9 protein-coding genes are annotated in these 14,613 nt (G+C 61.4%); 4 read left to right on the forward strand and 5 right to left on the reverse strand.

What is annotated here, in order from left to right; genetic code table 11:
* Positions 1-109: 109 nt before the first annotated feature.
* Positions 110-3,961: a bifunctional diguanylate cyclase/phosphodiesterase gene (locus tag HX786_RS23365; protein ID WP_023659180.1), complete on the reverse strand. Its 3,852-nt coding sequence runs from the start codon at positions 3,959-3,961 to the stop codon at positions 110-112.
* A gap of 285 nt (positions 3,962-4,246) precedes the next feature.
* Here HX786_RS23365 and ettA point away from each other — a divergent pair, with 285 nt between their 5' ends.
* Both ettA and gdhA read left to right on the forward strand, forming a co-directional pair.
* Entirely contained in the window at positions 4,247-5,911 is a 1,665-nt protein-coding gene (gene ettA, locus HX786_RS23370; protein WP_003215833.1) for an energy-dependent translational throttle protein EttA, read from the forward strand.
* Positions 5,912-6,260: 349 nt separating this feature from the next.
* Complete coding sequence (gene gdhA / locus HX786_RS23375) at positions 6,261-7,598, forward strand: NADP-specific glutamate dehydrogenase (protein WP_178912653.1); 1,338 nt, start codon at positions 6,261-6,263, stop codon at positions 7,596-7,598.
* On the opposite strand, the gene HX786_RS23380 is transcribed toward gdhA, so the two are convergent.
* The 4 genes from HX786_RS23380 to HX786_RS23395 form a co-directional block, all read right to left on the reverse strand.
* Positions 7,595-8,092, reverse strand: a complete 498-nt coding sequence (locus tag HX786_RS23380; protein WP_177021861.1) for a GreA/GreB family elongation factor — start codon at positions 8,090-8,092, stop codon at positions 7,595-7,597. The genes gdhA and HX786_RS23380 overlap by 4 nt on opposite strands.
* 70 nt (positions 8,093-8,162) lie before the next feature.
* The gene (locus HX786_RS23385; RefSeq protein ID WP_102369931.1) at positions 8,163-8,519 is read right to left on the reverse strand and encodes a hypothetical protein; all 357 of its coding nucleotides are present in this window, start codon (positions 8,517-8,519) and stop codon (positions 8,163-8,165) included.
* A 389-nt stretch (positions 8,520-8,908) separates the two neighbouring features.
* On the reverse strand, positions 8,909-10,762 hold the full coding sequence (locus tag HX786_RS23390) for a DUF4105 domain-containing protein (RefSeq protein ID WP_178912654.1): 1,854 nt from the start codon (positions 10,760-10,762) through the stop codon (positions 8,909-8,911).
* A 94-nt stretch (positions 10,763-10,856) separates the two neighbouring features.
* Positions 10,857-11,345 carry a DUF3015 domain-containing protein gene (locus tag HX786_RS23395; RefSeq protein ID WP_003215845.1) on the reverse strand — a complete coding sequence of 163 codons (489 nt, stop codon included), beginning with the start codon at positions 11,343-11,345 and terminating at the stop codon, positions 10,857-10,859.
* A 267-nt stretch (positions 11,346-11,612) separates the two neighbouring features.
* Between HX786_RS23395 and HX786_RS23400 the strand changes: the two genes are divergently transcribed.
* Together HX786_RS23400 and HX786_RS23405 are read left to right on the forward strand one after the other, a co-directional pair.
* Entirely contained in the window at positions 11,613-14,051 is a 2,439-nt protein-coding gene (locus HX786_RS23400) for a Lon protease family protein (RefSeq protein ID WP_177054421.1), read from the forward strand.
* Positions 14,052-14,251: 200 nt separating this feature from the next.
* On the forward strand, positions 14,252-14,578 hold the full coding sequence (locus HX786_RS23405) for a hypothetical protein (RefSeq protein WP_003215849.1): 327 nt from the start codon (positions 14,252-14,254) through the stop codon (positions 14,576-14,578).
* Positions 14,579-14,613: the final 35 nt, after the last annotated feature.

Here is a 14,613-nt window from a genome sequence, read left to right on the forward strand (position 1 = left end):
TTCGCGAGCAAGCCCGCTCCCACATTCAATCGGGTTCCTTCAGGTGGAATACGGTCGAATGTGGGAGCGGGCTTGCTCGCGAAGAGGCCATCCGCATCACCTGAGGATTTCAATCGAACATAAACAGCGCATCATTGCTGAACTGCGCCTCAAACCGGTTCGCCGGCATCGGTCGCCCGAACAGGTAGCCCTGCACCTCATCGCAACCGTGCTCCCGCAGGAAGTCCAGCTGCTCATGGGTTTCCACACCCTCGGCGATCACCGCCAGGTTCAGGCTGTGGGCCATGGCGATAATCGCCCGGGCAATCTGCGCATCCTGCTCGCCCGACGGCAGGCCGTCGACAAAGGTGCGGTCGATCTTCAGCACGTCGATGGGGAACTGCTTGAGGTAGTTCAGCGATGAATAACCGGTGCCGAAGTCATCTACCGCGATGCTCAGGCCGAGGTTTTTCAGGCTGGCGAGGATCTGCATCGCTTCGTTGACCTCGCGCATCAGGATACTTTCGGTCAGCTCCAGCTCCAGGCACGCCGGCGGCAGGCCGGTGTCCTTGAGGATGGTGGCGATGCGCTCGCCCAGTTGTCCGTCGGAGAACTGCCGGGCCGAAATGTTGACCGAGACCTTGGGTACCCGCACCTTGTTCTGGTGCCAGGTCTTGAGTTGGCGGCAGGCTTCGCTGATCACCCAGTCACCCACGTCCACCACCAGCCCCAACTCCTCCAACACCGGGATGAAGTCCCCCGGCGGCACCAGCCCGCGACGCGGATGGCGCCAGCGCAGCAGGGCTTCGGCGCCGGTCAAACGTTTGCCGTCGCCGCTGAACTGCGGCTGGTAATACAGCACGAATTCGTTCTGTTCCAGGGCGTGGCGCAGGTCGCTTTCCAGCTCCAGGCGTTCCAGTGCGCTGGCGTTCATGTCGGCCTGGTAGAACTGGAAGTTGTTCTTGCCGCGCTCCTTGGCGTGGTACATCGCCGTGTCGGCGTTTTTCATCAACTGGCTGAGTTCGTTGCCGTCCTGCGGGCTCAGGGCGATGCCGATACTGGCGGTGACGAAGAACTCGCGGCCCTCCAGCACGAACGGCTTCACCAGGCTGGCCAGAATCTGCTCGGCCACGTGAATCGCCCGGTTCAGCGCCATCTCACGGTTGACCCGCGGTTGCAGCAGCAAGGTGAACTCGTCGCCACCCATGCGCGCCACGGTGTCGTCTTCGGCAACGCAGCCCAGCAGGCGGGTGGCCATTTCCTTGAGCATGCGGTCGCCGGCGGCGTGGCCCAGGGAGTCGTTGATCGGCTTGAAGCGGTCGAGGTCGAGGAACATCAGCACCACCCACGACTTCTGCCGTTCCGCCGATTGCAGCGCGGTGTGCAGGCGGTCCTGGAACAGCGTGCGGTTGGGCAGGTGGGTCAGGGCGTCGTAGTAGGCCAGGCGGTGGATGCGCTGCTCGCTGGCCTTGCGTTCGCTGATGTCACTGAAGAAACACACGTAGCTGGCCAGGTCGCCTTCGTCATCGAACACGGCAGTAATTCCGACCCAGGCCGGGTAATGCTCGCCGTTGCGGCGCTTGAGCCACACTTCGCCTTCCCAGGTGCTGTGCTGGTGCAATTGCTTGAGCACGTAGCGCAGGTGGGCTTCCTGCTGTTCGTCGACGGTGAGCATGTTCGGCAACTGGTCGAGCACGTCCGCCACCGCATAACCGCTGACCCGGCTGAACGCCTCGTTGGCCTGCACGATGTAGCCGGCCGGGTCGGTGATCAGGATCGCCGAGGTGGAGTGTTCGAATACCGTGGCCGCCATGCGCAGGTCTTTTTCCGCACGGCGCTGCTGGCTGATATCGCGACCCACGCCAAGGATGCCCTCGAACGCGCCATGTTCGTCCCACACCAGCACCAGGCGCAGTTCGATGGGGATCTTGCGCCCGTCGGCCCGCAGGCAGTCGAACAGGAACAGTTGGGTCTGCACGTCGTTGCGCAAGGCCGCGAGGGATTCGGGTTGGTCCAGGGCGCGGCTGACTTGCTCCACCAGGGAGTAGATACCGGTCAGTTGCTGCGGGTTGGCGATGGTCGATTGCCAGCCGTTTTCGAAGATCCAGTCGACGTCATAGCCCAGCACCGCGTTCACCGAAGGGCTGACGTAGTTGAGGGCCAGCTTGCTGTCGGTGGAGAAGATTACGTCGCTGATGCTTTCCGCCAGCATGCGGTAGCGCTGTTCGCTGTCACGCAGGGATTCACTGGCTTCGATCTGGTCGGTGATGTCCTTGGCCACGCCGATGATGCGCGTCACCTGGTCAGTCTTGTCACGGGCCAGGGCCTGTTCGCGGATGTCGAAGCGCCGCCATTGGTTGTTGCGGTGGCGAAAGCGCAACTGGCACTGCAACTGGCTCAGGTAGCCGGCCTGGCGCTGTTGCAGGCGCAGGTCGTGGTAGCGCTCGGCGTCTTCGGGGTGCAGCAGGATCTCCCAGAAGTACTCGCCCATCTGCTGCAGCTCGGGCTTGTTGTAGCCCAGGGTGTGGCCCAGGTGGTGGTTGCTGAAAATCATCCGCTGGCTGATCACGTCCTGCACATACAGGTGATCGGGCACGGTGCGCACCACGTCCGACCAGAAACTCTCGCGCTCCACCAGTGACAACTCGATCAGCTTGCGGCTGGTGATGTCGCTGATGCTCAGGATCACGGCCTTGAAGTCGTCCTGCTGTTCCGGCAGGCGCATCACCAGCCACAGGTATTGGTCGTTGCCTTCGATATCGCTGAGCTGGATTTCCAGTTCAAGCTGCTTCTGCTGGGTCAGCACCGCGTCGATCACCTGGTTGCCGATGGCGGTCGGGCTCGACGGGCAGGCGTCGATCAGGCGTTCCCAGGCCTGCTCGCAAGAGGCAACATTCAGCAAGCGCACTGCCACCTGGTTGACCTCGGTGATGCGCAGTTCCTTGAGCAGTTGCTGGCGCTGTTCCGGGTTGTCTTGCAGCAACTGTTGCAACTGCTCGCGGGTTTGCAGTCGGGCTCTATCGAAGAACGCGCGCAGGCCCGACAGGTCGAGCACGCACAGCGCCACGCCGGTGCCTTCGAAAATATCCTGGTAGCGCCGGCGGCCCTCGTGCACCTGGCGCTGGCGGCGGCGCATGTTCAGCAGCACGATCACCGGGATCAGCGAGAAGGCCAGGCCCAACAGGCATTTGCCGATAAAGGCCGGCAGCAGTTGCTCCAGCACGGCGGCGCGGTCGAACAGGCCGCGCAGTTGCCAGTCGCTCTTGCTCAGGGGCGTGACCAGTACACTTTTGTTCAACTCGTCCGGGGTCAACGCGGTGGCCCATTGGGCCGGCATCCCGCTGTCACGGCTGACCACCCGGTGGTTGAGGCGGTTTTCGATGACCCACATCGGGCGCTGGCCCTGGCCGTCCTGGCGGGTCAGGTTGGCCAGGTAATTGGGGGCCAGGCGCAAGGCCCAGTACATCTTGGTGCCGCCGCTGGGCTGGTGCAGCAGCAGGTAGATGACGGTGCCGTCGTTGTTGTTGCTCAGGTAATAGGACTGGGCGTGGCTGCGCTTGACCAGTTCTTCGAGCCAGGCGCTGTCCTGGCTGTCGCTGGCGCTGTCACTGATCATCGCGCCGCTGGGGGCGAGCAGGGCGACGCTGCGCAACTCCGGCAAGGAGCGTTGCAAGGTGCGCATCAGGATTTGTTGCTGTTCGGCGTCCCGCGGCGGTTCGACGATCGGCAGCAGGTTCAGCGCAATCTGCGCACTGAGGGCCATGTTCAGGCTGATCTGTTCGGCCAGGTCGGCGCTGTAGTCGATGGTGTATTGCTGCTGGTTTTTCTGGTTTTGCTGCAACTGGTCCAGCAGTTGCCAGAACAATAACGCGAGCAGCAACAGGACCAGCGTCGCCAATGCGCCCTTCAGGGTTCCGTGCAGGGGCGCTCCCGGCGCTATATGAGCGGCGCGCAGGGGAGTTGGCGGCGTTACGTTGGACAAACTGTGATCCTGCGGTTTGGCTGGACTGGCGCGCGACGTGCACTATAAGCCGGACGCCCGGAGGGCGGCTAGCATGCCTTGTGTTGTGGCAAAGTGCCAGCCCCGCCTGGCTGGACTGCCCACCCGCATTCAGGTAGCTTTGCCGGTTATGCGAGGGCGTTCCAGCCCCAGACAATCAGGCATCTACCGCACGCAGGCATTGATAGACATCAACGGCCCGCGCGGCGCATGGCCTGGCACGGGTTTCGCCCGCTTAATTCATCAGTCACTGACGCTAGGTTCACCATGGCTCAATACGTCTTCACCATGCATCGGCTGGGAAAAGTTGTTCCGCCGAAGCGGGAAATCCTGAAAAACATTTCTCTGTCCTTCTTCCCGGGCGCCAAGATCGGCGTGCTCGGCCTCAACGGTTCGGGTAAATCCACCCTGTTGAAAATCATGGCCGGCGTCGACACCGAGTTCGACGGCGAAGCCCGCCCGATGCCCGACCTGAACATCGGCTACCTGCCACAGGAACCTATCCTGGACCCGACCAAGACCGTGCGTGAAGTGGTCGAGGAAGCGGTCAGCGTGATCAAGAACGCCCAGGCCCGCCTGGACGAGGTCTACGCGGCCTACGCTGAAGAAGACGCCGACTTCGACAAACTGGCGGCAGAACAGGCCAAGCTCGAAGCCATCCTGCAAGCGGCCGACGGTCACAACCTGGACCGCCAGCTGGAAGTCGCCGCCGACGCGCTGCGCCTGCCGGCGTGGGACGCCAAGGTTGAACACCTGTCCGGTGGTGAAAAGCGTCGTGTGGCCCTGTGCCGCCTGCTGCTGTCGGCCCCCGACATGCTGCTGCTCGACGAACCGACCAACCACCTGGACGCCGATTCTGTCGCCTGGCTGGAGCATTTCCTGCACGACTTCCCGGGCACCGTGGTTGCGATCACGCACGACCGGTACTTCCTGGACAACGTTGCTGGCTGGATCCTCGAGCTCGACCGTGGCGCCGGTATCCCTTACGAGGGCAACTACTCCGGTTGGCTGGAAGCCAAGTCCGACCGTCTGGCCGCCGAATCCAAGCAACAGTCGGCCCATGAAAAGGCCATGAAGGACGAGCTGGAATGGGTGCGTAAAGGCGCCAAGGCGCGTCAGTCGAAATCCAAGGCCCGTCTGGCGCGTTTCGAAGAGATGCAGTCCCAGGAATTCCAGAAGCGTTCCGAGACCAACGAAATCTACATCCCGGCCGGTCCGCGCCTGGGTGACAAGGTCATCGAGTTCAAGAACGTCTGCAAGGGCTACGGCGACCGCGTGTTGATCGACAACCTGTCGTTCTCCATGCCAAAAGGCGCCATCGTTGGCGTGATCGGCGGTAACGGTGCGGGTAAATCCACACTGTTCCGCATGCTGATGGGCAAGGAACAACCGGACTCGGGCACCATCGAAGTCGGCGAAACCGTGCAGCTGGCTTGCGTTGACCAGAGCCGCGACGACCTCGACGGCAGCAAGACGGTGTTCCAGCAGATTTCCGACGGTTCCGACCAGATCCGTATCGGCAACTACGAAATCCCGTCGCGCACCTACGTGGGTCGCTTCAACTTCAAGGGCGGCGACCAGCAGAAGTTCGTCAAGGACCTGTCCGGTGGTGAGCGCGGTCGCTTGCACCTGGCCCTGACCCTGAAAGAAGGCGGCAACGTATTGCTGCTCGACGAACCGTCAAACGATCTCGACGTTGAAACCCTGCGTTCCCTGGAAGAAGCCCTGCTGGACTTCCCGGGCGCCGCCATTGTGATCTCTCACGATCGGTGGTTCCTTGACCGCGTGGCCACTCACATCCTGGCGTACGAAGACGACTCCCAGGCGGTGTTCTTCGAAGGCAACTACACCGAATACGAAGCCGATCGCAAGAAACGCCTCGGCGAAGCTGCTGCCCAGCCGCATCGTGTACGGCACAAGAAACTGGCCTGATCCGGGTTGGTGGTTTGAACAAGCGGAGCCTTCGGGTTCCGCTTTTTTTTGCGTGTTTTCAGGTGGACCGCGTCGTCTGCATCGCAGGCAAGCCAGCTCCCACAGTTGACCGCATTGTCATGGATGCACTGGATCAAATGTAGGAGCTGGCTTGCCTGCGATAGCGGATTAGCTGTTGGTGCAAGGCCTGGATTGAAATCCTCATTAAGGTGCAAAAAACGCCTGTATTTATATCTAATGCACCATTTAAATTCACAAAAGCGACATTTTGCCCTGTCGCGGTGCGACATGAATTGATAAAGTCCGGGACAAATCTCCTTTAACGACAATAAATTTGCCGAGACTTTTCATGATCGAATCCGTTGAATCCTTCCTTGCCCGCCTCAAGAAACGCGACCCCGACCAGCCGGAATTCCACCAGGCCGTGGAAGAAGTCCTGCGCAGTTTGTGGCCGTTTCTTGAAGCCAATCCCCACTACCTGAACTCGGGCATCCTGGAGCGCATCTGCGAGCCGGAGCGTGCGATTGTGTTCCGGGTGTCGTGGGAAGATGACCAGGGCAAAGTACGGGTCAACCGCGGGTTCAGGATCCAGATGAACAGCGCCATCGGCCCTTATAAAGGTGGCCTGCGCTTCCACCCGTCGGTGAACCTGGGCGTGCTGAAATTTCTCGCCTTCGAACAAACCTTCAAGAACTCCCTGACCTCGCTGCCCATGGGCGGCGGCAAGGGCGGCTCGGACTTCGATCCCAAGGGCAAGAGCGACGCCGAGGTGATGCGTTTCTGCCAGGCGTTCATGAGCGAGCTGTATCGCCATATCGGCTCGGACGTGGACGTGCCCGCCGGTGATATTGGCGTGGGCGCCCGGGAGATCGGCTTCCTGTTCGGCCAGTACAAGCGCCTGAGCAACCAGTTCACCTCGGTGCTGACCGGCAAGGGCATGAGCTACGGCGGCAGCCTGATTCGCCCGGAAGCCACCGGTTTTGGCTGCGTGTACTTCGCTGAAGAAATGCTCAAGCGCAACGGCGCGCGGGTCGAAGGCAAGCGCGTGGCCATCTCCGGCTCCGGCAACGTCGCCCAGTACGCGGCGCGCAAGGTCATGGACCTGGGCGGCAAGGTGATTTCCTTGTCCGACTCCGAAGGCACTCTGTACTGCGAAAGCGGTTTGACCGAAGAACAATGGTCGGCACTGCTTGAACTGAAAAACGTACAGCGCGGGCGCATCAGCGAGCTGGCATCGCGTTTCGGCCTGGAATTCCGCGCCGGCAAAGCACCATGGGAACTGGCCTGCGACATCGCGTTGCCCTGCGCCACCCAGAATGAACTGGACGCCGAAGCGGCGCGCACCCTGTTGCGCAATGGCTGCGTCTGCGTGGCCGAAGGCGCCAACATGCCGACCACCCTGGAGGCGGTGGATATCTTTATCGAGGCCGGCATCCTGTTCGCGCCAGGCAAGGCGTCCAATGCCGGCGGGGTGGCGGTGAGCGGGCTGGAGATGTCGCAGAACGCCATGCGCCTGCTGTGGACCGCCGGTGAAGTGGACAGCAAGCTGCACAACATCATGCAGTCGATTCACCATGCGTGCGTGCACTACGGCGAAGAGAACGGCCGGGTCAACTACGTGAAGGGCGCCAACATTGCAGGCTTCGTGAAGGTTGCGGATGCAATGCTGGCCCAGGGCATCGTTTAACCCTCGGGTTCGATGCGCAGGATTTCGATCAACTGATCACCGACGGGGCGCTTCCACAGCACCTCGTCGCCCACCTGTGCACCCAGCAGAGCGCGGCCCAGTGGCGAACCCCAGTTGATCAGGCCCACCGTGGCGTCGGCCTGGTCTTCGCCCACTAACTGAATGCGCTGCTCTTCGTCCTGTTCGTTGGCAAAGGTCACCCAACTGCCGATTTGCACCTTGTCGGTGGAGGTTGCCGGCGCCACCACCTGTGCGCTTTGCAGGCGCTGGTTGAAGTAACGCAAATCCCGCTCAAGGTCGGCCTGGCGCTGTTTATCGGCCTGCTCGCCCTTGGCGGATTCTTCGCTGTGCTCATGCTGCAACTGCGCGACCCTGGCCTGCAATTGTGCAAGTCCGCGGGCAGTGAGGTGATTGGGTTGCGCGCTGACCTGGCGTTCCACCGGTTGGCTGGCCTGGGCAGCGGCGCTGTCTTCGTTGACGAAAGCTCGACTCATGACGTTCTCCTGCTATGGAGTTTGGGCCATGGTCGCAGGGGTTAAGTTTCGCTGGATGTCTGGAAGCGACCTATTGCGAGCGAAAGGCCCTGGCAGCGTCGCGGTCTTTTTCCTGTTGCCAGGCGCGTTCGCGGTCGTCCCAGTGGCGATTCTTGTAGTCGTTCAGGTCTTCGTTCTCGCGCATGGCCTTGCATTGGCGAAAGCCATCATCCCAGCCTTCGGCGTAGGTGCGGTCTTTCAGGTAGCGCGGGACGTTCTTGCGAAATTCCCCGGTGATCACCCCGGCAGCCTGGCGGCCGCTGCTGCAACCGTCGTCATAGCCATCGGCGAAGGCGGGTGGATAACCCTTGGCCAGCAAATCCTCATGGGTTGATTGGCAACCCGACAGCAGGGCCAACAGGCCCAGCACTCCAGCGTACCGCCACATCGCTTGCTCCCTGGCCGTTGAACGGCTGATGGGGGAAGTGTAGGAGTGGATTCGTTCGGGGTATGTGAAACGGATGTGAGAAAACCGTGTGACGCTGCGGCTTCGGGCGATCACGCGCCCCCTGTGGCGAGGGAGCTTGCTCCCGCTGGGGCGCGAAGCGGCCCCTGTTCAGGGTATTGAGATATTCCAGAGAGGGTGAGGTGTCTGGTTTTGGGGCTGCTGCGCAGCCCCGCGGGAGCAAGCTCCTTATGGACTAATTAGAGATCGTTCCCACGCTCTGCGTGGGAATGCCGCCCTGGACGCTCTGCGTCCGCTTTTAAAGGTCGTGACGCAGAGCGTCACAGGATGCATTCCCACGCGGAGCGTGGGAACGATCTACGGCTCAGGGATTAATAGTGATACCACTTTACTTCCAGCATCACTTCGTTCACCGGTGTCGCGAGGTGGCTGTATTCCCGCTGCGCACTCAGTCTCAGCCCCAGGTTGCGCGACAATTCCCACTGTTGATTCAGGCTGATACTGCGCCGCACCTCGCCATTGGTGAAGAAGTCACCCTTGGCTTCCAGGCTCAGGTTGCCCAGCGGGTTGCGCCACAACACACCTGTATTGAACCCGGCAGCCGGGGAGATGGCTTCACCGAAGTCGCTGTTGTGCTCCACGCGCACGGTGCCGAGGGCGAAGCCAAGCATGTCGTCGCGCAGTTGCCAGGTGCCGCCCGCGCCACCGTTGACGTGGCTGACGAGTGTCTCGTCGTCATGCTTGCCCGGTACGCGCTCCAGGCCGCCGGTGACTTGCCACGACCACGGCTGCAGCAGCTCGTTGCGTGGGGTCAGTGAGCGGATGGTTGCCAGATCCAGTTGCTGCAATTGCCAGTGGTTGCCTTCGTACTGGCGCAGTTTCATTTGCAGGATTTCAATCTGCGCGCCCAAGGGGAAGCCTTCGGCGTTGTCGTTCAGGTCGTGGTAGGCCATGCGCAGGCCGTATTCGCCGAAAGCCTTGTCGCCCCGGGTGCCGATGCCGGCTTGCCAGGTGCGGGATTCGTGGCCGTCTTCGGGCAGGCCGGGGCGTTCGATCTTCAGGTCCGGCGCCGGGTTCTGGTTGATCGCCCGCAGCAGTTCGAAGCTGCGCTGGGAGCGTTCGGTGTCGCGCTCCAGGCCGTTGGCGCGGTAGCGGCCAAGGCGGTAGGCGGCGTCGATGATCAGGGCCTGGCGGTCTTTGGCGATGGCCTTGAACGCCGGGTCCTGCAGTTGTTTCTGGTCGTCGCTGATCTTCAGCACCCATTGCTGCTCGTCGCTGTCCAGCGGCTTGGCGCGTTCCAGCAGCTCCCGTTCACGGGAAGGGCGGTAATCGATTTTCTCCACCAGGCCGGCTTTTTTCACGGCTTTTACCGTGTCGGTAGGGATCGCGGTCAGCGGGAATTGTTCGGTTAACCGCAGGCTTGGGCGGGCCACTTGCAGCAGTTCCAGCAGGCGATAGGAGCAGTTTTCGTCGAAGAAGAAATAGTCGAATTGGATCTGCTTGAGTTCCCACACGTGCTCGACCATGCGCTCGGTCTCGACCTGGGTCAGGTTCAGGCGGTATTCCCACAGGTCGCGGTTCTCCAGGCTACGGTATTCCGAGAGTTTTTCCTGGTAGGGCACCAGCGCGAACAGGCCCGGGTAGCCGCCCATCAGGCCCTTCCAGGCGTAGAGGATGCTGTTGTCCGAGCCTTCGATATAGGCGCCAAAGTTGATCGCGTAGCTGAGCAGGGCGGTGTTGTTGCTCTGCACGTCAGCCTGGTCGATGCGCAGCAGGGTATGGCCGAACATTGATGATGGGCTGTTGAGGTAGGCCGCCGGGAAGATCATCACCGCGCTGTGGGGGGCGACGTCCTTGAACCATTGCTTGAACTCCTTGCAGTCCAGCGCCGGCAAGTCGCTCAGGTGCAACTGGTCCTTGAGCCAGCGTGTACGTGCCGGGTAAACGCATTGGGCGTGCTTTTCGCCGAGGCTGGCCGGGGCATACAGCGCCTCGACAGTGGCCTTCAGCTCCTGGTCCGGATGGTGGGCGCCATCGGGAGCGAGGAAGAATTTCTTGTCGCTGACATAGCTGCGCCAGCCTTTGAACTTACCGGATTCGTAGTGCCCCAGCGAAAGCCAGAACGGGTCGTTGGCCAGTTGCTGCAAACGTTGATCATCAAGGTGCGGCGCCGCATACAGCGGGGCGCAGGCGAAGAGTGCCAGGTAGGCAAGGCGTTTGAGCATGTGGGCAACTTAAGTCGAGATAAAAAGACCCAAAGGGGAGGCAGGTCCAAAAATAATAAAAACCCGTGCCTCGAAAGGCACGGGCGGGTCGAGCTTAAGCCTGGGTAGCGTATTTCGCCAGACGGGTGTCGCTTTTCAGTACAGCCAGGGTGTTGTTGTGCACGTCATCAGCGGTTACGTCAGCCTTGCTGAAGATTTGCTGGAAGTGCTCGTGAGTCACAGCGGCAAAGTGCTCGCGGTCTTCAGGAGCAACGCCCAGTACTACAGCGTAGGTAGTCAGCGCTTCGCCGTTACCCTTGGCCATGTCTTCGGACAGCTCGTTCATCATGCCATTCATGGCAATCCACGATTTGCCACCGTAGGTCAGTGCGCTGTTGGTGCTGCAGCCGTTGGTGCCCGAGGTCATGCCGAACGTGGCGTTACCCGAGGTACCGTTGGTGGTGGAGGCCAGGAAGTGAGCCGGAGTGCCGCGTTGGCCTTCGAACAACATGTTGCCCCAACCGCAGTTCGGGCCACCTGGCGCTTCTGCCATTGCATTGAGGGAGACGACGGTGAAGAGAGTACCGAGAAGGATCCGTTTCATAGCTTTGTTCTCTTTGTGTGCAAACCAATGGACAAGGGTTCAGGTGCCTGACAGCACCCTAGGGGTCGGTTATTAGTCCAACCCGCAGCAGGTTGGAGTTTAGGCATGATCCAAGGGTTCCGTGACTTTTTATGAAACAAGCCGGAAACACTCGGTTTTTTTACAGCCCCGAACACGGGGCTATGCTTTCCCCAAGCCGTCCTTGCCAGCCGGCCCAACCCGGCGCCAGAATGCCGTCATCTGCCCCGCCTGATGTAAGGAAGCCCGATGCCTGATCCTGTTGCTGCCAGCTTGCGTCTAGCGCCCGAAGCGCTGACCCGTCCTTTTTCCGCTGAACAGTTCAGCTTCTCGACCACCAATGATTTGGAGCCCTTTCGCGGTGTGCTTGGCCAGGAACGTGCGGTCGAAGCCTTGCAGTTTGGTGTGGCCATGCCACGCCCCGGTTACAACGTATTTGTGATGGGCGAGCCCGGTACCGGGCGCTTTTCGTTCGTCAAACGCTACCTCAAGGCCGAAGGCAAGCGCCTGCAGACCCCGGCCGACTGGGTCTACGTCAATAATTTCGATGAGCCTCGCGAACCCCGCGCGCTGGAACTGCCTGCGGGCGGTGCTGCCGCGTTCATCTCCGATATCAACGGCCTGATCGACAACCTGGTCGCGACCTTCCCGGCGGTGTTTGAACACCCGACGTATCAACAGCGCAAAAGCGCCATCGACCGTGCCTTCAACCAGCGTTACGACCGTGCCCTGGACGTCATCGAGCGCCTTGCCCTGGAAAAAGACGTGGCGCTGTACCGTGACAGCACCAACATAGCGTTTACCCCGATGCTCGACGGCAAGGCCCTGGACGAGGCCGAGTTCTCGCAGTTGCCCGAAGCCGACCGCGAGCGTTTCCACACCGATATTTCCGAACTGGAAGAACGCCTCAACGAAGAACTCGCCAGCCTGCCCCAGTGGAAGCGCGAGTCCAATAACCAGATGCGCCAGTTCAACGAAGAAACCATCACGCTGGCCTTGCAGCCACTGCTGGCGCCGTTGTCCGAAAAATATGCGGAGAACGCGGCCGTCTGCGGCTACTTGCAGGCGATGCAGGTCTACCTGCTGAAAACCGTGGTCGAGCAACTGGTGGACGATGCGAAAACCGACGCCCAGGCCCGCAAGTTGCTGGAAGAACAGTACTGCCCGAGCCTGGTGGTGGGGCATCCGATCAACGGTGGCGCGCCGGTGGTCTTCGAGCCGCATCCGACCTACGACAACCTGTTCGGTCGTATTGAATACAGCACCGACCAGGGCGCGCTCTACACCACCTATCGCCAATTGCGCCCGGGTGCGCTGCATCGTGCCAACGGTGGTTTCCTGATCCTTGAAGCCGAGAAGATGCTCAGCGAGCCGTTTGTATGGGACGCCCTCAAGCGTGCCTTGCAATCGCGCAAGCTGAAGATGGAATCACCGCTGGGCGAACTGGGCCGCCTGGCCACGGTGACCCTCAACCCGCAAGTGATCCCGTTGCAGCTCAAGGTGGTCATCATCGGCTCCCGCCAGTTGTACTACGCGTTGCAGGACGCGGATCCGGACTTCCAGGAGATGTTCCGGGTACTGGTGGATTTTGACGAAGACATCCCGATGGTGGATGAAAGCCTGGAGCAGTTCGCCCAGTTGCTGAAAACCCGCACCTCGGAAGAAGGCATGGCGCCGTTGACCTCCGATGCGGTGGCGCGGCTGGCGACCTACAGCGCGCGGTTGGCGGAGAACCAGGGCCGCTTGTCGGCGCGTATCGGTGATTTGTTCCAGCTGGTCAGCGAAGCGGACTTCATTCGTCACCTGGCCGGTGATGAGCGCACCGACTCCGGGCACATCGAGCGCGCACTCAAGGCCAAGGCCACGCGCACCGGGCGGGTGTCGGCGCGGATTCTCGACGACATGCTCGCCGGGGTGATCCTGATCGACACCGCCGGCGCGGCGGTGGGCAAGTGCAACGGGCTGACGGTGCTGGAGGTGGGTGACTCCGCGTTCGGTGTGCCGGCGCGGATTTCTGCCACGGTGTACCCGGGCGGCAGCGGCATCGTCGATATCGAGCGTGAAGTTAACCTCGGCCAGCCGATTCACTCCAAGGGCGTGATGATCCTCACCGGTTACCTGGGCAGCCGTTATGCCCAGGAATTCCCGTTGGCGATCTCGGCGAGTATCGCCCTTGAGCAGTCCTACGGCTATGTCGACGGCGACAGCGCGTCCCTGGGCGAAGCCTGCACCTTGATCTCGGCCCTGTCGAAGACGCCGCTCAAGCAGTGCTTTGCCATCACCGGCTCGATCAACCAGTTTGGTGAGGTGCAGGCGGTCGGCGGGGTCAACGAGAAGATCGAAGGTTTCTTCCGTCTTTGCGAGGCCCGCGGGCTGACCGGCGAGCAGGGGGCGATCATTCCCCAGGCCAACGTCGCGACACTGATGCTCGATGAGAAGGTGTTGCAGGCCGTGCGGCAGGGGCAATTCCACGTCTATGCCGTGCGTCAGGCCGACGAGGCCTTGAGCCTGCTGGTGGGTGAGCCTGCGGGTTCGCCCGACGAAGAGGGGCAATTCCCCGAAGGCAGCGTCAATGCGCGGGTGGTGGAGCGTCTGAGGGCGATCGCCGAGATGATCAGTGAAGATGACCTGAAGGAAGCCGAGAAGGAGTTGGCGCAGGAAGCACTGGCTGAGACCAAGCCGGTGTAATCAATGCCGAAGGGGCCTGGTTCCAGGTCCCTTCGGCATATTTTTGACGCCGTCGTGACGGCAGTCATCCGTTGGTCCCCCAGCCTTGGTTTGTACCGGGTTTCTTCTATTCTCAGCTCAAGGGATAGCCACAGGAGTCGCTGGATAGAAACAGTCTTGCGCTGCGAGGCTGAATACCGGATCTACCGAGGGTCGCCGCCATGTCGCGCAACCTCTGCCTCACCCGCCAGTGCCTGGGCCTGGTCACCCGTATCGAATGTTCCATTCGCCCTCTCGCGGGGGATACCGGGATGTGGACCTTGTTGTTTGCCGCCGGAATGACCGGCGAACAACCCTCCACCATCAAGTCCCAAGGCCCGTTCCACGGACCTTTCGTGGCACAAACCATCCTCGATTCGATTGTTGAAAGCCTGACCCTGCACGGGTACGAGCTGGCTGACGACCCGCAGATCTGGTGCCTGCACCTGCAGGCGCACTTGCGACAACTCAACGGTGGGCGGCAGACGGTGCTAAGCGATATCCGCTGACCGCACTCCCCCCGTAGCAGCTGGCGCTCGACAGC

The organism is Pseudomonas sp. 21615526, assembly GCF_013386245.1.
GTDB lineage: Bacteria > Pseudomonadota > Gammaproteobacteria > Pseudomonadales > Pseudomonadaceae > Aquipseudomonas.

What these genes read in the sequence shown, in the direction of transcription:
- HX786_RS23395 (WP_003215845.1), bottom strand. Translation starts at nt 11,345, where the DNA reads ATGAAACGGATCCTTCTCGGTACTCTCTTCACCGTCGTCTCCCTCAAT.
- gdhA (WP_178912653.1), top strand. Translation starts at nt 6,261, where the DNA reads ATGATCGAATCCGTTGAATCCTTCCTTGCCCGCCTCAAGAAACGCGAC.
- HX786_RS23405 (WP_003215849.1), top strand. Translation starts at nt 14,252, where the DNA reads ATGTCGCGCAACCTCTGCCTCACCCGCCAGTGCCTGGGCCTGGTCACC.
- HX786_RS23400 (WP_177054421.1), top strand. Translation starts at nt 11,613, where the DNA reads ATGCCTGATCCTGTTGCTGCCAGCTTGCGTCTAGCGCCCGAAGCGCTG.
- HX786_RS23380 (WP_177021861.1), bottom strand. Translation starts at nt 8,092, where the DNA reads ATGAGTCGAGCTTTCGTCAACGAAGACAGCGCCGCTGCCCAGGCCAGC.
- HX786_RS23385 (WP_102369931.1), bottom strand. Translation starts at nt 8,519, where the DNA reads ATGTGGCGGTACGCTGGAGTGCTGGGCCTGTTGGCCCTGCTGTCGGGT.
- HX786_RS23390 (WP_178912654.1), bottom strand. Translation starts at nt 10,762, where the DNA reads ATGCTCAAACGCCTTGCCTACCTGGCACTCTTCGCCTGCGCCCCGCTG.
- ettA (WP_003215833.1), top strand. Translation starts at nt 4,247, where the DNA reads ATGGCTCAATACGTCTTCACCATGCATCGGCTGGGAAAAGTTGTTCCG.